Origin of the sequence: Nocardia sp. CA-120079, from assembly GCF_050955745.1 — a bacterium.
Lineage (GTDB): Bacteria > Actinomycetota > Actinomycetes > Mycobacteriales > Mycobacteriaceae > Nocardia.
This window is the reverse complement of record NZ_CP192088.1, coordinates 2,650,342-2,671,827: the sequence shown is the minus strand read 5'-3', so window position 1 is coordinate 2,671,827 and position 21,486 is coordinate 2,650,342. Positions and strand designations below refer to the sequence as shown.

Annotated in this window: 5 protein-coding genes; 1 reads left to right on the top strand and 4 read right to left on the bottom strand. The window is 67.3% G+C overall.

Going from position 1 to position 21,486, the window contains the following annotated elements; translation table 11 throughout:
* The first annotated feature begins 108 nt into the window (after positions 1-108).
* Positions 109-2,451, top strand: coding sequence for a hypothetical protein (locus ACQPYR_RS12260; protein ID WP_433631272.1), 2,343 nt, complete (start codon positions 109-111; stop codon positions 2,449-2,451).
* 296 nt (positions 2,452-2,747) lie between these two features.
* On the opposite strand, the gene ACQPYR_RS12255 is transcribed toward ACQPYR_RS12260, so the two are convergent.
* The 4 genes from ACQPYR_RS12255 to ACQPYR_RS12240 all read right to left on the bottom strand — a co-directional run bounded on the left by ACQPYR_RS12255 (position 2,748) and on the right by ACQPYR_RS12240 (position 21,272).
* Positions 2,748-4,202, bottom strand: coding sequence for a class I adenylate-forming enzyme family protein (locus tag ACQPYR_RS12255; RefSeq protein ID WP_433631269.1), 1,455 nt, complete (start codon positions 4,200-4,202; stop codon positions 2,748-2,750).
* A 607-nt stretch (positions 4,203-4,809) separates the two neighbouring features.
* The gene (locus ACQPYR_RS12250) at positions 4,810-6,168 is read right to left on the bottom strand and encodes a wax ester/triacylglycerol synthase domain-containing protein (RefSeq protein ID WP_433631266.1); all 1,359 of its coding nucleotides are present in this window, start codon (positions 6,166-6,168) and stop codon (positions 4,810-4,812) included.
* Between the two features lie 136 nt (positions 6,169-6,304).
* Positions 6,305-7,234 (bottom strand): aldo/keto reductase, encoded by a 930-nt coding sequence (locus ACQPYR_RS12245; RefSeq protein ID WP_433631264.1) that lies wholly within the window; start codon positions 7,232-7,234, stop codon positions 6,305-6,307.
* Positions 7,235-7,244: 10 nt separating this feature from the next.
* Positions 7,245-21,272: an amino acid adenylation domain-containing protein gene (locus ACQPYR_RS12240; protein WP_433631261.1), complete on the bottom strand. Its 14,028-nt coding sequence runs from the start codon at positions 21,270-21,272 to the stop codon at positions 7,245-7,247.
* Positions 21,273-21,486 lie beyond the last annotated feature (214 nt).

Below are 21,486 nucleotides of genomic sequence, written 5' to 3'. Positions count from 1 at the left end.
TTCGATGTGCTGTCGGTAACAGTCACGCGGATTTCCCTGCGAATTTTATACGAATCACCCTGAGCCCAAAGGGTTTTCGGTGTTCGACCACCAATTATATTCGTATGCGTGTTCGGGCGATCGGATAGTCTCGTTGGCAAGCGGATCAGGGACGGCCGCGCGGGCCGCCCGAATGCATTGTCGGACTTGGAGTTCTGGGATACGGCGCGTTGGCGGCCGCGTGCGGTGCTGCGTCGCTGCGGGCACTGGATCGGCGCAACTCGGCTGCGCCGAATAGCGGCCAGACTGCTATTCGCCGTATTCGTAATCTTCGTTGTTCCGATGACAATCGGTGCGGTGGCGACGGCGCAGACGCAGACAGATAGCGCCGGGTCCTCGACGATCGATGCCATCGGCTGGATGGAGGTCCGGGATTCATCGGGAGTGCCGCTGGCCAATTACGTTTTCACTACGAACCACGGCAACGTCCTACACCCCGGGAATGCGGCGCTGTCGACCATTTTAGATCTGGAATTCGCCGGGTTCATGGCCACCGAGGTCACCGGCATCTGGGTGATCCGCTATGTGGTGAGCTTCCGTTGGCTCGACCTCATCGCGCAACCGTTGACGCGGGTCGCCGATACCCTCTCCGGCCAGATCGCCACGCCGATCGTGCTGACACTGGCCGTATCGATCGGCGCATTCTTCGTCGCCTGGTTCGTATTACGTGGACACTTCTCCAAGGCCACTCTTCAGGTCGTGACAATGCTCGCGGTCGGTCTATTCGGCGTGACGTACCTGGCGCATCCGATGGCCGATGTGCTGTCCTCGGACGGGCTGCTCGCGCAGGGCCGCGACGTCGGTGTCGCGGTCGCCGCAGGTCTCAACGGCCAAGCGAACCCGAATACCGATGCGATCGTCACTTCCATCGAAGGCACGCTCGCGGACAATTTCGTCCGGTATCCGTTGCAGGTGTGGAACTTCGGCCATGTGGTGGACGAATCACCCGCCTGCCGCGCCGCATGGTCGGCCGCAGTTGCGGCCGGTAGCGATGACAAGGTCGCCAGCGGCATGAAGCGTTGCGGTGACATCGCGGCTTACGCCAAAGCCGACAATCCCAATGCGGGTCAGATCTGCACCGGCCTGCTATTGCTGATTTTCGCCGCCGTGCTGCTCATGTTCGGCGTATACCTCTCCGGAAAGATCGTGGTTGCCGCGGCCGAGGCGATCTATCACGCCTTCATGGCCATCTTCGGATTCGCCGCAGGCGGATTCGTCTACGGACCGAGCCAGACCTTCCTGGTGCGCAATCTGGTCGATGCCTTCGTCTCGGCCGGAAAAATGATCGCCTTCACCGTCTATCTCGGCATTTACGCTCTCGTGCTGGGTGATGTGTTCAAGCAGGCGCAGGGCCATGGCATCGCGGTGATTTTCATCGGTGGGTCGTTCATGCTCGTCGGGATCGTCTTGCTGCGCCGGATGAGTCGAAATCTAGCCGCTGCACCCGGCCGCATAGCGGGTCGGATCGGTGGTGTGCTCGCGAGTGGACATGCCGCCCCGGCCGGTGGTGGCGGGGGACCCATGATGGGGTCGGGCGGCATGTCCGGAAGCCAGCGGCTTGTCACGGCACTCGCGGCGATCAACACGGTCAACGCCAGTCCGGTAGCCGAATATCTCATGGGCCGCAAACGATCACCGTTGAGTTCGCGCGCCGGGATGCGGCAGCAAGCGGAGCTGGCGAATATGCGGATGGCCGTGGAGGCGGACCGGTTCGGCTGGATCCGCAATTACTACCGCACCCGCGAGCAGATCATCGACTCCGCCAGGTCCGCGGCCGCGACATATGGCCATACGCCGATGGGTGCCGCTGTCGCGATCGACCGGGTGGTCGACCGCGGCGCCAGCCTCGGCGATGCCGAAGCGGCTTTGTTCAGCGCCGGATTCAAGGACAAGGAAATGCGGACCAACGCCATCAAGGCCTACAACTACCGCACGAGTTGGGGGCCGAATATGTGGGACGGGGACAAGCATGTCGGGCAGGCGATCGCCTCGCTCGGTGTGCTCAAACTGGGCGAGACGCCGGCCAATGTCGCGCTGTTCAAGCGGACCGCGCATCGGCTCGCGGAACGGCGCTTCGCCGATCCCGATCTGCAGTTCAGCAGCTTCACCATGCCGGAGCAGCAGTTCCTGCGCGACTACTTCGACAACCCCACCGAGCCGGTCATCCATGCCATCCGGGATGTCGTGTCTGGCACCGGGAATACGTTGCCCACCTTGACCGGCACCGTGACCCGAGAGCGCGCCGCGTTGATGAACAGGTTCATCAATGTGCATCTGAGTCGGGAGTACTTGGCAGCCGCCGAGGCCGAGGACTTCGCGACGGCATCGGGAATCCTGCAGAAGATGGCACTGCCCGAATACTGGACCGGCAGCAGCACCCTCACCCCGTCGAAGGCCATACCAACGTTCTAGCGCCTCGCAAATAATCGCGGCCGCAGGTTGATCGTGGCCCACTGTCCGGTGCTACCGCCAGGTACAGGTCAACGGCATCGGTGGTGCTGCGGCGGCCCGAAGCCCGCCGAGGGTAGTCGAAAGGTGGTTTGGTGCTGACTGACCAGCCACAACTCGACTACGCTCGGTGGTCCTCGGCATCCGCTTCAACGAGCTTCCGAGCTCGACCCAAACCTGCCGGGAAGGCATGCTTCAGTCGGAGTGCGCCACGGTAAAGCCGTGCAGGACAGGATGATTCATCCGTCCGGTCGGTTGTTTCAGCCGACTTCGAACAGCTGTGCCGCCATGCGACGGCTGGGTTTTCCGTTCGGCAGTTGCGGGAGCCGGTTCACCAGGCGCAACTGGCCCGGAATCTGGTGCTCGGCCAAGTGGGAGTGGCAGTGGCGCACGATGTCACGCTTGGTGGTCTGCGAACCCGCACGCAAATGGACGACCGCCGCGACGTCATCGCCGAGATGCGGATGCGGCACCCGCGTCGCGAGCGACGAGAGGACATCCGGATGTTCGTCGAGCGCGGCCTCCACGTCGACCGGTGCCACCGCGTGGTCGCCACGGTGCGCGATTTCGCTGAGCCGACCCAGGATTCGCAGGCGTCCGTCTTCTTCCCGGCGCGCCACGTCACGCGTCCGCAGCCAGCCGTCGGCGGTGAAGGCGGCAGCGGTGGCGGCAGGATTGCCGACATATCTGCTGAACAGTGCCGTGCCGCGGACTTCCAGTTCGCGCCCGCCGGCGATTTCGTCGCCGGCCAAGCGGAATTCGACGCCGGTCGGGGTACCGACCGTACCGGGCACCCGCTCCCACGACGGCGGATCGGCCGCCGCCTGGTGGCTGGTTTCGGCGAGTTCCAGGGCCTCCACGACCGGGCAGTCGAGCAGCCGTTCCGCGCGCTCGGCCGCGAGACGGGACAGCGGGGCCGAGGCGGTGCGCAGGAAACGCATGCCGCGTGCGCGCTTTCGCGATGCCACCAGTCCCGCGGTGATACCGGCCAGCTGCATCGGCATCACCGTGAGCCAGGTCGGCGCCGCCGCATCCAGCAGCCGGTGCGTTTGACGCGCCTCGCCCGTGGCGGGCAGCACCATGGTGGACCGGCTACGCAGTGTCGCCATGAGGTTCGCGAACAGGCCGTGGCTCTGCGCCCACGGCAGCAGTGCGATAGTGCGGTCGTTCGGTATGAGTGCGAAATGGTCTGCGACAGCGGCGATTCCGGCGGCGATATTGGCCTCGGACAATGCCACTGCCTTCGGCGCTCCGGTGGAGCCGGAGGTGAACAGGATCAGCCGGTCGTCCTCGTGCACCGTCGGTGCGGGCACCGTCGGCATCCAGCCCCCGCGGCGCGCAGGCGGGGCCGGGATCCACTCCAGCTGTGCCGGAGGCTCGAACGGGTTGCGCCACAATAGTGTCGGCGAATCGATCGAAGCGAGGGTCGGCGCGACCACCACTCGAGGCCGAGCCAATGTAAAAATCTGCTGTTTCTCCCGCGCACTCAGCCGCGGATCCACCGGCGCGAATACCGCACCGATATTCCAGGCGGCCGACATTACGACGGCGAAGGCAGGCGAATTCGGTAGCTCGGCGACCACTACGTCACCGGCACCGACGCCATTCTTCCGCAAACTCCGTGCGACGGTTTCGGCCCACGCCTCAAGCTGACCGAATGATAGAAGCGGATCGGCATCGGCGGAAACAAGAAACGGCCGATCGCGGACATCCATCAATTGTCCTTCCGATGGCGCGGGCGGTGTCCCACTCCCGTTGCGGAATTAGAGATTCCGCAATCGGGAGTGGGGTCACGAACGGCACCCATCGCAGGTCGCGGCAGCTTTCCCCGGCACCTCCCGGCAAGGGGGAACAAGAGGTGAGCAATGGAACCCGAAGGGCTGCGCGACCAACGCCTTTCCGCATCGTGACGCCTCCGGCACCACATCGAGGTCCAATTCTTAGCGGTGCCAGGGCAGAACTGTACCGCCACAACATCGCCGCCCGCACAATCCCCGTTCCCATTTTTGGGAACGCGACTTACGCTGCACTGTGGTGCGCTGCCACCGTTTCGACGGTGTGGTGCCGGTGCTTTTGTCCGGGCCACGCCGACGCGCGGCGCGGCGTCGCAGTTGCTGTTGGGCGCGCTGGAAGTGCTTCGGGTTGGCGACCATTCCGAAGGAGTCCGAAACGCCTGGGACCGGTTGCGGCAGTACACAGATCGCGGCGATAACGTCGTAGCCCCGCGCACCCGTCGTCAAGGCGCGCACGAAATCGCGGGGCGAAAACGTGCGCGGCGGGCGAAATCAGTGCGCGGAAACAGCCTCGGGCCGCGCGGACTTGTCACGCTGTGAGGGCGGCCGCGACTTCGTGGCACGACTCCCGGAGGATGTCGCAGTAGTCGTCCAGGTCGGGGACGATCTCGGGATCACACGCCACCGATACGGTGAAGGTGTCGCCCGCGCCGACGAACGAATGCGCCAAACCGATCTCCGGATACACCGGCGGCAGCATGCCTGCGAAGCGAAACGGCTTGCCCGCCAGTGACCATTCGACGGTCGGCTCACAGCGAATGCTGGTCAGGATGGTGTGTGCATAGGCAGGGGCATCCGGATCGGCGGGCGCGAGCGTACCGAATCGCGTTCGGTAGGTGCGACTGGGCAGCAGGTCGATGAGTCCGAGTCGATTGAGTTCCCGGCGACCCAACGGCGAATCGCGGCGCACGCGAAGTGTGGCGTCGACCGCCCGTGCACGAGCGGCGAGGTCGGGTTCCGCAGCGGCCAGCTCGACCGCGGCCGCCCCGACACAATTGACACCCATCACCGGCGCGTCGGGCACCGCGACGGTCACCAATACCGCGAGATCGTCAGGACACGAGCCATCCCGCTTTTCCAGATAGCGCTGCATGGCGCGGGATATCGCCGTCAGTCCGAGGGCCGTCACCGTGATCCCCGGTGCACGAACGGCCCGCAGTTCCAACGGAATCGACCGCATGGCGCGTCCCGGCCCGATCCGGCGATTGAGCACCGTAGCGGTGACCGGTGGCGTGTTCGGGCCGCTGTCGTCGTTTTCACGAGCGATCCGACGCATCTCACGCCGGACGCGGACGTTGAACCGCAAGGCCCGCAATGGCCAACTCAGCACACCGACCACGGAAGCGAGCGCCGGGCGCGGGCGACGCGTGGCCGGACCCTGCCCATCGATCCGCAACGGCACCGAGGCGAACAACGCCTCCGACAGCGATGTCATGGCCGGACCGGCCATCAGCGCATGACTGATATGCATCAGCACAACGGCACCCACACCGCTCGGCGTCGCGATACCGGTCACGTTCGGAAATACGTGCAGCTGCCAGGCACTGACCCGGGCATCCAGCGGCTGCGCCAGAATGCGCCCGACCTCGTCCTGGCACTGCGCCCAATCCAGTTGCGCCGCAGCATGAGTAACGATGTGCGCGTCGATCGGACTGTCGTCGACCACCCAGAACGGATGCCCGAGCCCGCCTGGCACCTCCTGGATCCGACGTCGCAGCGGTTCGAGCAGTTCGGCTCGTTCCCCGAAGTGGTCGGCGATATCGGCAGCGGTCAGCGGTGTGTCGCCGTTGTCGAATACCCACCACATCGGCCAGTCGGTGCCCCGGCCCGAGCGGGCCAAGTAGTAATAGGCGGCGTCATTGGCCACCAGCTGCGCTTCATACATCATGCTGCTCTCGTCGATCCGATTGCTGCACTATGCCATCCGTCAGGGGCGATCTCGTCGCTGGAATCGAAAATCGGTTGTCGGCGCTACCGATCAACTCCCGGGTCCCCGGCCGCATCGCAAGGGACCCGGCGTTTCCTCAGCTACGCGACACTTTCGGCAGCAAGGAACGCCAACCGCGGGCGCCCCCCGCTGCGGGGGTGCTCACCGCGGACAGCGCGGCGAATTCGTCATCGGTGAGCGTGATGGTGGCGGCGGCGGTGTTCTCCTCGAGATGCGCCACGCTGGAGGTGCCGGGAATGGGCAGGATGACCGGCGAGCGGCGCAGCAGCCAGGCGAGCGCGAGTTGGGACGGGCTGGCATCCTCGCGCACGAGGCTGTCCAGCGGACCACCCGGACGCGCGAGATCGCCGGTGGCCATGGGGAACCACGGGATGAAGGCGATGTTGTTGGCCTCGGCGTATTCGAGTACGTCCTCCGCGCTGCGGTTGGCGAGGTTGTACTGGTTCTGTACCGAGACGATATCGGCGATCTTGCGGGCCTTGTCGAGCTGAGCGACGGTCACCTCGGACAGGCCGATATGGCGGATCTTGCCCTCTTGCTGCAGCGACGCCAGCTCGCCGAGCTGGTCGGCGAGCGGCACCTGCGGGTCGATTCGGTGCAGCTGGAACAGATCGATGCGGTCGACGCCGAGATGACGCAGGCTCAATTCCAGCTGCTGGCGCAGATATTCGGGACGGCCGATCGGCACCCACTCACCGGGACGGGGCCGGGCCAGCCCGGCTTTGGTCGCGATGACCAGGTCGTCCGGATACGGGTGCAGGGCGCGGCGGATGAGAGTTTCGCTGACGAACGGTCCGTAGGAATCCGCGGTATCGATGAGGGTGATACCCAGCTCGACGGCACGACGCAGTACGCGCACGGCCTCATCGGGATCCTTCGGGTCGCCCCACACACCGTCACCGGTCAGCTGCATTGCGCCATAGCCCAGGCGCGTGACCGGTAGGTCACCACCGAGGGCGAAGGTGCCCGAGGCAGCGGCGGGACGGGACTGGGCTTCGGCGGTCATGCTTTCCTCTCTACAGCTGAACGTCGCTCGGGGCGGGGAAGAAACCCGCATCGATGAAGGACCTGACATAGGCGTCCAGGGCTGCGGCATCGATGGGCGGGCAGTGGATACCGTACTGCGCCAATTCGATTCGGGTGTCGGTGTCGTCGACGGCGGCCGCGGCCCCGCCGTAGTTGCCGCTGACCAAGGCGGCGCGCACCAGTGAATCGTCGCCGGTCGCATCGCGCGCCGCCGCTTCCTCGGCCAGTTTGGTCGCGATCTCCTCGATCGATGCGATCTCGATCGGAATCCCGTGCCTGCGCAGGGCTTCGAAGATATCGCCGATCGCCACCGGACGAGCGTTCACCAGGTGGTAGGCCGCGCCGACCGGCGCCTGCTCCGCCAGCGCGACGATGGCGCCCACCACGTAGTTCACCGGCACCAGCGACATGGTGGCGTCGCCGATCTCCGGGGCGAGTCCGAGAATGGCGGCCGCCCGGATCATATTCCAGAACGAGTCGTCGACACTGTTCACTCCGAGCCGCGGATCACCGGACACCGTGCCCGGACGGTAGATCGTCACCGGCACACCACGTGCACCGGCCTGGCGGATCAGTTGTTCGGCGACCCATTTACTTGCCACATAACCGTTTCCGGAAACCTCGTCGACGTGCAGTTGCACATCCTCACGGGCGATGAAATCCGGTGCGGGCGCATTCGGAATCACGGCATTGACCGTGGAGACGAAATGCACCGGTTTGACCCGACCCGTGGTCGCCAGCCGCAGCACCTCACGAGTGCCCGACACATTGGCGGCGCGCAACCGCGCATACGGCTCGATGTGATTGACGCGAGCTCCGTTGTGGTAGATCGCGTCGATCTGCTCGGCGAGCCGGGACCAGTCGGACTGGTCGAGCCCGAGTCCGGGTGCGGCCAGATCACCTGCGACAGCGACGATTCGCCCCTGATAGGCATCGTCCCAGATCCGGTACAGCTGCATCGCGTCGCGAATCCGCTTGTAGGCCCGCTCGCTATCGTCGCCGCGCACCAGGCACCAGACCGTCGCCCCGGTACTGGACAGCAGTTCCCGCAGCAGATGTACACCGACGAATCCGGTTGCGCCGGTGAGCAGTACGTCGCGCGGTGCCTCGGCACGAACGGGTGCGCGACCCGCACCATCGATCTCCGGTTCGAGCACGGCGTCGGTGGTGATCGTCGCGGTGTCGGTGCCGGGGGACACGTCCGCCGGCTCGTCCGGATTGTCGAGACGGGTGGCCAGACCGCGCACGGTGGGCGCGATGAACAGCGCCGCCATCGGCACATCGGTACCGAGCCGGGTGGCCAATGCGCGCTGCAGCGTGAAGGCGAGCAGCGAGGTGCCGCCGAGATCGAAGAAATCGTCCTCGGCTCCGGCCCTGGCGATGCCGAGCACCTCGGCGAATACCTCGGCGACGGCGCGCTCGGTATCGGTCGCCGGTGCGACGAACTCGCGGGCGCGCAGGACCGGCCGCGGCAGCGCCGCCCGATCCAGTTTGCCGCTGCTGTTCACCGGGAAGGATTCCAGGACCATGATGGCCGAGGGCAACATGTAGCCCGGAAGCATGTGTGACAGCGATTCGCGCAGGCTATCTGCCTCGAGCTCGGTCACGGGCACCACATAGGCGACCAACTGATCGCCGGTCTCCGACTTCGCCACCACAACGACAGCCTGGGCGACGGACGGATCGGCCAGCAGCGCGGCCTCGATCTCGCCCAGCTCGACCCGGTGACCACGGATCTTCGCCTGGAAGTCCGTGCGCCCAAGATACTCCAGTACCCCGTCGGCGCGGCGACGCACCAGATCACCGGTCCGGTACATCCGCGCACCCGCCGGACCGTGCGGGTCGGCGACGAACCGATCCGAGGTCAGATCGGCACGACCGAGGTAGCCGCGCGCCAATTGGCTTCCCGCCAAATACAGTTCGCCGACGACGCCGGCGGGTACCAGATGCAGCCGGGAATCCAGCACATAGGTGCGGGTATTCCACAGCGCCACACCGATCGGCACCGTCAACCGGTCGTCGATGGAGGCGGGCCGGTACGTCACCGAGACCGCTGCCTCGGTGGGGCCGTACAGGTTGTGCAGTCCGGCATCCGACAGCGCGGCGAAATCGGCGACGGTGTTGGGCGGCAAGGCCTCACCGATAACGAAAACCGCACGCAGTGACGCCAATTGATCCACCTGGGCAGCGGCCAGGAAGACCTGCAGTACCGACGGAACGAAATCGGTGACCGTGACCTGATGCGTCTCGATCAGCTCGGCGATATAGCCGGGATCGCGCTGTCCATGCGGTGCCGCGAGCACCAGCCGCGCGCCCACCCACAGCGGGGCGAAATAACCCCACAGCGATACGTCGAAGGTCGTCGCCGTCTTCTGCAGGTAGACATCCTCGGCGCCGAACCCGTACTCCGCCACCATCCATTCGATCTGGTTGGTGATCGCGCCGTGCGAGACCATGACGCCCTTGGGCCGACCGGTCGAGCCCGAGGTGAACAGCACGTAGGCCGGATGATCGGCGTGCAGCGGCGCACGCAGCTCGCCGAACTCGACCGGCTCACCGGAGTATTCCGACAGCTCGAGGGAGTCGATATCGACAACGGGAACTCCCGTGACGGGTACCGAATTGCCGTCGGTGGTCAGCACGCAGACCGGCTCGGCCGTCGCCACCATGTACCCGATCCGGTCGGCCGGATGATCGAGGTCCAGCGGCAGATACGCGCCGCCCGCGGTCAGCACCGCATACATCGCGGCGAGCAGCTGCGGCGAACGCGGTATCGCCAGCGCCACAACGGATTCGGGACCGACGCCCTGCGCTGTCAAGTACCTGGCGAGGCGGTTGACGCGCTCGTCGAATTCCCGATAGGTCCAGGCGGTCTCGTCGTGCACGACGGCCACCGCATCCGGGGTCGTCGCCACAGCACGGCGGTAGCCGGTCAGCAGGTAGTCCGCCGACACCGGGTGCGCGGTGTCGGCCGCATCCGAGAGCAGCGCGGCCCGTTCGGTCGCATCAGTCAGCTCGATCTCACCCAGCACCACACCGGGATCGGCGGCGATGGCGGTGAGCAGGCGCGCGAACCGGTCCACGAAACCCTGCACGGTGGCGGGATCGAACATATCGGCGGCGTAGGTGACCATGCCGCCGATACCCAGCGGCGTGCCCGCCTCGTCGTAAGCATCGCCGATATACCAGTGCAGATCGAACTGCGATACCTCGACACCGATATCCAGGCTCGTGACGGTCAGCCCCGGCAGTTCCAGTGCGACGCGGTCCAGGTTCTGGAACGACAGCCCCACCTGGTACAGCGGATGCCGCGATGGCGAGCGCACCGGGTTCAGCACATTGACCAACCGCTCGAACGGCACATCCGAGTTCGCGAAGGCCTGCAGATCGGTTTCCCGCTGCCGCGCCAGCAGTTCGGTGAAACGCGCGCCGCCGTCGTATCGGGTTCGGAATACCAAGGTATTGATGAACATGCCGATGACGTCGTCGAGCACGGCGTCGCCGCGTCCGGCGGTCGGCGTACCGATGGCGATGTCGTTGGTCCCGGACAACCGCGCCAGCAGCACGGCGAGTGCGGTGTGCACGACCATGAACACGGTCGCCCCCTGGGCCCGCGCCAATTCGGCCAGCGCGCTATGGGTTTCGGCGTCGATCCGCACCGACACCTGACCACCGGCGAAGGACCGCACCAGCGGCCGCGGCCGATCCGAGGGCAGGTCGAGCTGCTCCGGCAAGCCGGCCAATTCCTGCTGCCAGTACCCGATCTGCTTGGCCGCCAACGATTCCGGATCGTCCTCGGCACCGAGCAGTTCGCGCTGCCAGATGGCGTAGTCGGCGTACTGCACCGGCAGCGGGGTCCAATTCGGCGCCTGTCCGGCGCTGCGCGCCACATACGCGGTCATCAGATCGCGGGCCAGCGGTCCGATCGACGAACCGTCGCCAGCGATGTGGTGCACGACCATCGCCAGCACATATTCGCGTCCATCCGCACCATCACCGAGGTCGAACAGGCTGACCCGGACCGGCACCTCGACGGTGAGATCGAAGGCGGTCCGCACCATGGCGGCCACCGCGTCCACGATTTCGGCCGGGTCGATGGCCTGGACCAGCATCGGCGGAATCGCCTGCGCCGCAGGCAGGATCACCTGCACCGGGCCCGCATCGATGGGCGGGTAGACCGTGCGCAGGATCTCGTGACGGGTCACCAGATCCCCGATCGCCGCCCGCAGCGCCTGCGTGTCGACGGCACCGGTCAAGCGCACCGCCATCGGCACGTTGTAGGCCAGCGAGTTCGTATCCAAGCGGTTGAGGAACCACATGCCCTGCTGCGCCGCCGACAACGGGATCCGCTCCGGTCGCGGACCCGCGATCAGCTCCGGACGGTCGCTTCCGGCCTCGTTCTCGCTCAGCCTGGCCGCGAGCGCGGACACCGACGATGCCTCGAACAGCAGGCGCACCGGCACCCGGGTATCGGATGCGGCGCCCAGCCGCGCCGCCAGCCGGGTGGCGATCAGCGAGTTGCCGCCCAATTCGAAGAAGTCGTCGTCGGCGCCGACCGGTGTCGCGGGCGCGAGCAATTCGGTGAAGACGCTCGCGACCAGCTCTTCCCATCGCCCGGACGGCGCGCGGTATGCCCTGGTGTGCAGCACCGGCGCGGGCAGGGCGGCACGATCGAGCTTGCCGACCGGGGTCAGCGGAATCTCGTCGAGCACCATGACGGTGGTCGGCACCATATGCGCGGGCAGGCTGGTCGCCGCGAATGCGGTGAGTTCGTCGGCGTCGGCCACCGCACCGGTGGCGGCATGCACATAGGAGACGAGAATGGTTGCACCGCTGGCGATTTCATGTCCGATGGTGACCGCGAAATCGACGGTTTCATGCGCCGCGAGGACGGCGTCGATCTCGCCGAGTTCGATGCGGAAGCCGCGGACCTTGACCTGGAAGTCGTTGCGGCCCAGATATTCCAGCGCACCGTCGACCGTCCGGCGCACCAGATCGCCGGTCCGGTAGAGCCTCGCGCCGTCACGGTCGAACGGATTCGCCACGAACCGGGCGGCGGTCAGCGCGGGGCGCTCATGGTAGCCGCGGGCCACCTGTGCGCCGGTGATGTAGAGCTCGCCGACGGCGCGGTCCGGCACCGGCGAGAGCCGATCGTCCAATACGTATTCGGTGATGGCGCGGATCGGCCCGCCGATGGTGACGGTCTCCCCCGGCACCAGCGGCGCGCTGATATTGGTCATGATCGTGGTCTCGGTCGGCCCGTACCCGTTGTAGAACTCGCGGGTGCGCCGTCCGGCGATCGGAATCGTCCAGCGCCGCACCAGCTCCGGCGGGCAGGCCTCGCCACCGGCGATGACGACGCGGAGCTTGTCCAGGCCCGCCGGGTCGACGGAAGCCAGCGCCGCCGGCGTGATGAACGCATGCGTCACCCGCTCCCGGCGCAGCAGCGCGGCCAGCTCCTCGCCGCCGTAGACCGACGGTGCGGCCACCACCATGGTCGCCGCGCCACCGATGGCCAGCAGCAGTTCCAGCACCGAGGCGTCGAATGACGGCGATGCGAAATGCAGTGTGCGCGAACTGCTCGTCACCCGGTAGCGCTCGCGCTGTTCCGCGCAGAAACTCGACAAACCGGCCTGCGTGACGACCACGCCCTTGGGCTTACCGGTCGATCCGGAGGTGTAGATGACATAGGCCGGATGGGTCGCGCGCAACGGCCGCAACCGATCCGCGTCCGTCACCGGATCGGCGCTGTAGTCGTCGAGCCGCCGATCGATGTCGTCGGCGTCGATGGTCAGCCACTGCACCTCGTCGGGCAGGTCGGCGCCGATCTCGGTGACCGTAAGTCCCAGTACCGCATGCGAATCGGCGATCATGTGCCGGACCCGCTCGGCGGGATAGTTGGGATCCACCGGGACGAATCCGGCACCGGTCTTGGCGATCGCCCACACCGCGAGCACGGACTCCGCCGAGCGCGGAATGCCGATCGCCACCAGATCCTCCGGGCCGACGCCACGATCGATCAGCAGTCGAGCCAGCCTGCTCGAGCGCTCGTCGAGGTCGACGTACTCCCATTCGGCCAGTTGCTCGGTGGCATCGGCGAAGATCACCGCGACACCGTCCGGATTGGCGTCGACGGCATCGGCCAACAGTTGCGGCAGCAGCGTGACCTCTTCGGCCGGGACCGGTTCGGCGGTCCGGACGGGCGCGGCGAGCGCCCGGTCCCGTTCGGCCTCGTCGAGGATGTCGATGGCACCGACGATCACCTGCGCGTCGGCGGCGACCGCGGCGAGGATCCGCTCGAATCGGCGGCCGAGGCCCACTATGGTGGCTTCCTCGAAAAGATCTGTCGCATAGGCGAAACCGATTACCAGCTCGTCCGGCGTGCCATCGTCGTGCCGGCGCGCCTCGACGATCACCTGCAGGTCGAATTTCGCGACGATCTCACCGGTATCGACGGCCGAAACCGTCAGACCGGGCAGCTCCAGTGTCGGCTGCTCGATGTTCTGGAACGACAGCATCACCTGGAACAGCGGATTAGCCGAGACGGCACGTGCGGGCAGCACCTCCTCGACCACCCGCTCGAACGGGATCTCCGCATTGGCGAAGGCGGACAGGTCGGTTTCGCGGACCTGCTGGACGAATGCCGCGAACGGGGCGTCGCGATCGACATCGGTGCGCAGGGTCAGCGTATTGACGAACATGCCGACCAGATCGTCCAGTTCGGCCGAACCGCGACCCGCGATCGGCGTGCCGATCGCGATGTCCGAGCCACCGGACAGCCGCGCGAGCAGTGCGGCCAGCGCGGCGTGCACGACCATGAACAGCGACGAATTGTGCTGACGCGCAAGGTCGGCCAGCCCGGCGTGCACCTGGGCCGGCACCGCGATTTCGGTCGCCGCACCGCGCATCGATGCCTGCGCCGGACGCGGGCGGTCCAGCGGCAGCCGCGCGGTTTCGCTCACACCGGCCAGCTGTCGCCGCCAGTAAGCCAATTGCTGTGCGGCAATGGAGTTCTCGTCGTCTTCGGTGCCGATGACTTCGCGCTGCCAGAGCGCGAAATCGGCGTACTGCACCGGCAGCGGAGCCCAACCCGGGGCGATCCCCGCGGTGCGGGCGAGGTAGGCGGTCGCCAGATCCCGCGCCAGCGGTGCCAGCGAGACGCCGTCCGCCGAAATGTGATGCGTGACGAGGACGAGCAGATGCTCGTCGCGCGCCGGATCGGAGAACAACCGGATGCGCACGGGCGGATGTTCGGTGACATCGAATCCGGCGGACAACAGTGCCGCGACCCGGTCCGGATCGGCGGTCGTCTCGACCTCCAGTCCGTTCGGCAGCGTTTCGGCCACGGACAGGATCTCCTGGCGCGGCGTCGCGTCCGGGCCGTCGACCGGGAACCGTGTGCGCAGCGCCTCGTGCCGCTCCAGGACATCCGCGACGGCCGCACGCAATGCGGGCACGTCCAGGGTGCCCGTGAGCCGGATGGCGAACGGCAGGTTGTAGGACGGGGATTCGATGTCGACCTGGTTGAGCACCCACATCCGATGCTGCGCCAGCGACAGCGGGATGCGCGCCGGTCGCACGGCCCGTGTCAACGGGGGCCGATCCGCGTGCTCGGAATCCGGCACGATACGCGCCGCCAGGTCGGCGACCACCGGTGCGTCGAACAGCGTGCGCACCGGCACCCGCGCGCCCAACGCCGCACTCAGCCGGGCTACGACCTGGGTGGCGACCAGTGAGTTGCCGCCCAGGGTGAAGAAGTCGTCGTCGGCACCCACCCGATCCACACCGAGCACCTCGGCGAACACACCGGCAACGATCTCCTCGAGCGGAGTGGCCGGCGCACGGAACTCCCGGCCGGCCAGAGTCGGCCGCGGCAGCGCCTTGCGGTCCAGCTTGCCCGCGGTACTGAGCGGGAACTCGGCAAGCTCCACGATCGTGGCCGGAACCATGTACTGGGGCAGGGTGCCTGCCAGCGCGGCACGCAGCGGCTCCACCTCGAGGTGTGCGCCGGGCACCGGGACCGCGTAGGCCACCAGCTGGTCGCCGAGTTCGGTCGGCACCACCAGGACGGCCGCCTGGTTCACCGACGGCTGCGCCAGCAGCGCCGCCTCGATATCGCCGAGTTCGATGCGCTGTCCGCGCAGTTTCACCTGGAAGTCGGTGCGGCCCAGGTATTTCAGAACACTCGGCGCACTCCAAGCCACCAGGTCGCCGGTCCGGTACATTCGCTCACCCGTTCCGAACGGGTTGGCCACGAACCGTTCGGCGGTCAGATCCGCGCGCCCCAGATAGCTGCGGGCCAGCTGATCACCGGCGATGTAGAGCTCACCGGTGACACCGGCCGGCACCGGCCGCAGGCGGGAATCCAGTACGTACAGTCGGCTGTTCCAGACCGGCGATCCGATCGGCAGGCCGCCCTGATCGTCGACGGTCGCGAGCCAGGTGGTGACGGCGACCGCGGTCTCGGTCGGACCGTACACGTTGAGCACCGACGCGTCGCAGACCGCGCGCACCGCGGCCACGGTCTCCGCGGGCAGCAGCTCGCCGCCGACGATGATGTGCCGCAGCGTCGGAAGTGTCCCGACGGGCGTGTGCGCGGCGAACACCGCGAGCATCGACGGCACGAAGTCGGTGACGGTAACCTGCTGCGCCGCAATGGTTTCGGCGATGTAGGTAGCGTCGCGATGACCATCGGGGGTGGCCATCAGCAGCTTGGCGCCGAGCCGCAGCGGAATGAAGTAGCCCCACATCGATGCGTCGAAGGTGAAGGCGGCCTTCTGCAGGTACACATCGTCGGCATGCAGCGGATAGCGGGACTGCATCCAGGCCAGATGATTGCCGATCGCCCGGTGCGAGACCGCGACACCCTTGGGCCGTCCGGTGGAGCCGGAGGTGAACAGCACATACGCCAGGCTCTCCGGGCGCACCGGCCGCAGCAGTTCCCCGGCCGCCAGCGGGGTACCGGCGAATCCGTCCAGATCGGCGGTGTCGATGTGCAGCAACGGAATTCCGTCCGGCACCGGCACAGCGTCCGCGGTCGTGGTGAGCACGCACGCCGGCCGCGCCGCGTTCAGCACGTGCTCGACGCGGTCGGCCGGATGATCCGGATCCACGGGCACGTACGCACCACCCGCGGTGAGGACCGCGTACATGCCGACGACCAGATCCAGCGAGCGCCGGACCGCGAGGCCGACCAGTGATTCCGCGCCGACGCCGTGCGAGATCAGCAGGCGGGCAAGGCGATTCACCCGTTCGTCGAGTTCCCCGTACGTGAGCTCGGCGCCCTCGTAGGCCACCGCGACCCGATCCGGATGCGCCGATACCGCGCGCCGGTAGCCGTCCAGCAGCAGCTCGGGTTCGACCGCATGACCGGTATCGTTCCACTCCAGCAGGATGCGATCCCGCTCGGCGTCGGTCAGCATGATGTCGATATCGCCGACCAGGGCCGCGGGTTCGCCGACCAGCGCGTCGAGCACCCGGATCAGCCGCGCGGCAAGGGTTCCCACCTCATCGGCGGTGAACCCGCCACCGGCATACCGCCACGTCAGCTCGATCGTCGACGCCGCGATCGCCACCAGCGTCAGCGGGTAGTGCGCGCCGTCCTCCATACCGACGGCGGTCACCGACATGCCGTCGATGGAATCGGCGGCGGCGATCGCCTCGCGGTCGATCGGGTAGGACTCGAAGACGAGCAGGGTGTCGAATTGCGCTCCGGCACCAGCGATCCGCTGGATGTCGGTGAGACCCACATAGTGGTGGTCGAGCAGACCGGCCTGCTCACGCTGCAGCGACTGCAGGAACTCGCGGACCGCGAGCCTGCCGTCGACCCGCACGCGCACCGGCAGCGTGTTGATGAACAAACCGACCATCGACTCGACGCCGGACAGCTCGGCCGGACGGCCGGACACCGTGGTGCCGAACACCACGTCGTCGCGACCGGTGAACCGCCCGAGCAGGATGCCCAACGCCGCCTGCAGCACGGTGTTCACGGTGACGCCGAGTTCGGCGGCCAGCTCGCTGATCCGGCGGGTGCGCTCGGTGTCGATCTCGGTGACCACCTTGCCGCTGCCGTGGCCTGCGACCGTCCGCGATTGCGGGGCGAGCAGCGTCGGCTCCGCCACACCGGACAGCGCCTGTTCCCACGCCCGCAGCGACGCCTCCCGATCCCGGCCGGCCAGCCAGCTCAGGAAGGTGCGATAGGAGGGCACCCGCGGCAGCGCGGACCGATCGCCCCGAGTCGCGTAGAGCACCAGCACATCTCGCATCAGCAGCGGCATCGACCAGCCGTCGAGCAGGATGTGGTGGGTGGTGATCACCAGATGCCACTGATCCGTGTGATACAGGGTGAACCGCATCAGCGGCGCGGCCGACATATCGAAGCCGGTCTCCCGCTCCGCGGCCACCTGTCGCCGCAGTTCGGCCAACCGCTCCGAATCGGGCAGATGCGTCAGATCCACTGCCCGCCAAGGCACGTCGACCCGATCCAGGACAACCTGTACGGCGCGGCCGTCGGCGCCGGCGACGAATGCGGTCCGCAGATTCGGATAGCGGTCCAGGATGGCCTGGGCCGCCGCCCGCAGTCGCTCGGCGTCCACGTCACCGCCCAGGTCGACCGTCGCCTGCGAGGTGTAGACGTCGATACTCGACTCGGCGAGCTGCGCGTGGAACAGCAGACCGGACTGCAACGGCGAGAGCGGCCACACGTCCGACAGCGCCGGGTAATTCCGTTCCCACACTTCGATATCCGACTGACCGACCGTGACCAACGGCAGATCCGACGGCGTCAGCCCACCGGCATCCGGATGCCGCGCGTGCTCGGCCAGTGCGTGCAGCGCCGCGACCCACAGGTCGGCGAACTCCTGCACCCGCTCCCGCGACAACAACCCGCGCGGGAAGGCGAGCGACGCACCCAGCTGCGGTCCGTCCGCACCGTCGGTGACGATCGCATTGATGTCGATCACGCCGTTCGCGGGCATATCCGGATCCATCTCGGCATCCAGCTGCCCCAGATCCGCGACCGGCACCCAACCCAACGCACCGAGCTGCGCCGGAATCTCTCCCGTCGACATCCGGCCCAAGTAGTTGAAGCTGATCTGTGCGGCACCACCCGGTTCGGTGGCGGTGCTCAGCTGTCCGGCGGTCTCGGGGTTCAGGTAGCGCAGCAGGCCGTAGCCGAGTCCCTTGTCGGGGACCGCGAGCAGCTGCTCCTTCACCGATTTCACGATGTCGCCCAGAGCTTTTCCGCCCGCGAACGCCTCGGCGAGGTCCGCGCCTCCGAGATCGAGCCGGACCGGGTACGCACTGGTGAACCAGCCGACGGTCCTGGACAGATCCGCGCCGGAGACGATCTCCTCTTCGCGGCCATGGCCTTCCAGCTTGACCAGCGCGGTGCCGCCCGCGCTTTCGCCACGCCACTTGCTCACCGCCAGCGCCAGCGCCGAGAGCAGGCCGTCGTTGACACCACCGCGATACCGGCCCGGTATCGCGGTCAGCAGCGCATCGGTCACCTCGACGGGCAGCGTCACCTCGACGCGGTCGACGGTGGCGAAGGTGTCCACCGCCGGATCGAACGCACGCGCACCGAACAGCGGGTCTTCGGTGCCCGAAACCTGTTGCCAGAAAGGCAGTTCCGCAAGCCGCGCCGGATCCTGCGCCGCATCGCGCAGGGCGTGCGCCCAGCGCCGCATCGAGGTTCCGTTGGCGGGCAACGCCACCTGCTGCCCCGCCGCGAGCTGCGACCAGGCCATCGCCAGGTCCGGAATCAGAATCCGCCAGGACACCCCGTCGACCACGATGTGGTGTGCGACGACCAGCAAGACATCACGACGGCGCCCGCCCTGTGGGAAAGCGAACCAGACGAACTGCGCCATCACGGCGTTCGCCGGATCGAGCCGGCCCAGCGCGGCGTCGTATTCGACACTCGCCCGCCGCGACAACTCGGCATCGTCGATATCGGCGGGCACCTCGACCCGATGCACCAGCGCGTCGACGTCCACGGCGCCGCGCGCCAAGGCCTCGAAGGTCCGGGCGGTATCCGAGGTGGCTTCACGCAACCGAGCGCGCAGCATGTCGTGGTGATCGAAGACCGCGCCGATGGTCGCGACCAGGGTCTCCCGATCGATGCCGTCTGGCAGCCGCAGCGCCATCGTCTGCGAGAACCGCCGATACGACGAGTCGCTCGGCAGCATCGCCGTCATGATCGGCAGCAACGGCAGCTCACCCACCCCGCCGCCGGGCAGCTCAGCCAGCCGCTGCTGCTCCACCGCATCGGCCGATCTGGCGATCTCGGCCAACGCCTCGACCGTGCGATGTTCGAACACCTCCGCGGCGGTGAATACGACACCGCGCGCCTTCGCCCGCGAGACCAGCTGGATCGACAGGATCGAATCGCCACCCAATGCGAAGAACGAGTCGTCCCGGCCGACGCGCTCGACACCGAGCAACCCGGCGAATACCTCGGCGATGATTTCCTCGACCGGCGTCTCGGCGGCACGGAATGCGCGCGGGGCGAAGACCGGCTCGGGCAGTGCCGCACGGTCGAGCTTGCCGACCGGGGTCAGCGGAATCTCGTCCAGCACCACGAAGGCTGCCGGAATCATGTACGCGGGCAGCGACTCTCCGAGGAATTCGGCGAGCGCATCGGTGTCCACGACGGCCCCGATTCTCGGCAGCACATAGGCCACCAGCGCGGTCGCACCCGACGGCAGCGTCTTGCCGAGGGTCGCCGCGAAGTCGATATCGGGGTGGCTGGTGAGCGCGTTGTCGATCTCGCCGAGCTCGATGCGGAAGCCGCGAATCTTCACCTGGAAGTCGGAGCGACCCAGGTACTCGATGACACCACTGTCTTCGGTGCGCCGCACCAGATCTCCGGTCCGGTACAGCCGCGCGCCCGGGTTGCCGATATCGGCGCCGAACGGGCTGGCCACGAACCGTTCCGAGGTCAGCCCCGGCCGCCCGAGATACCCCTGTGCCAGCGCGGGACCCGACAGGTACAGTTCGCCGATCACCCCGGCGGGCACCGGACGCAAGCGCGCGTCCAGGACGAACGCACCGACACCGGCAATGGCCGTGCCGATCGTGATGGGCTCGCCCGGCACCAGCGGCGGGGTGCCGGTGGCGAGAATCGTCGCCTCGGTGGGGCCGTAGCCGTTGTGGAACGCGCGCTCGCCCGCCCAGCGGCCGACCAGCTCGGTGCCGAACTTGTCACCGGCCACCACCACGACCCGCAGCTCGTCCAGACCGTCCGGATCCACCGATTCCAGGGCGGCCGGGGTGATGAGCATGTGGCTGACGCGCTCGCGCCGCAGCAGATCCGCGAGTTCGGCCCCGCCGAACACCGAAGGCGGCGCGATCACCAAGGTCGCACCGGTGGAGAATGCCAGCAGGAGCTCGAGCACCGAAACGTCGAAGTTGGGCGAGCAGACATGCAGGACCCGTGACTCCCCGGTCACCGCGTACTGCTCGCTCTGCGCGGCGACCAGTCCGGCCAGGCCGCTGTGCGAGACCACGACGCCCTTGGGCCGTCCGGTCGATCCGGAGGTGTAGATGACGTAGGCGGGGTGCCGCTCGTCCAGCCGACGGACCCGGTCGGCGTAGGAGATCGGATGTGCCGGGCGTTCGGCGATGCGCCCGGCGTGCGCCGGGTCGTCGAGTTCGATCCAGTCCACACTCGTGCCGAGCACCGAGCGGTGGGCCGTGGTGGTCAACCCGAGAACGGCGCCGGAATCGGCGAGGATGTGTGCGATCCGGTCGGACGGATATCCGGGATCCACGGGCACGTATGCGGCGCCGGTCTTCGCGATCGCCCACACGGCGAGCACGGATTCGATGCTGCGCGCGATACCGATCGCCACCACATCGCCCGCGCCAACGCCGTGTTCGATGAGTTCGCGCGCCAACCGCGACGACGCCTCGTCGAGTTCGCGGTAGGTCAGCTGTCTGTCATCGGACGGATCGCCCGAAGGGTTGAACCGGATGGCGACGGCATCGGCGGCGGACTCCACAGCGGCCGCGAGCAAATTTCCGAAGAGTAGACCGACTCGGCGACGACTACCACGTGCGGAACGACGATCCCTTGCCATTTCCGGTACTACACCTCTCACCTATTGCGCGCCTAAAGACCGCACCCGCATAATGGAACGCACGTACTTCACTACCGGGCCGCTATACCGCCGCGAGCCAAGCGTTCGAGTTTACAAGAGCGAACTCGTCACATATCCCCAAGAGCGGGCA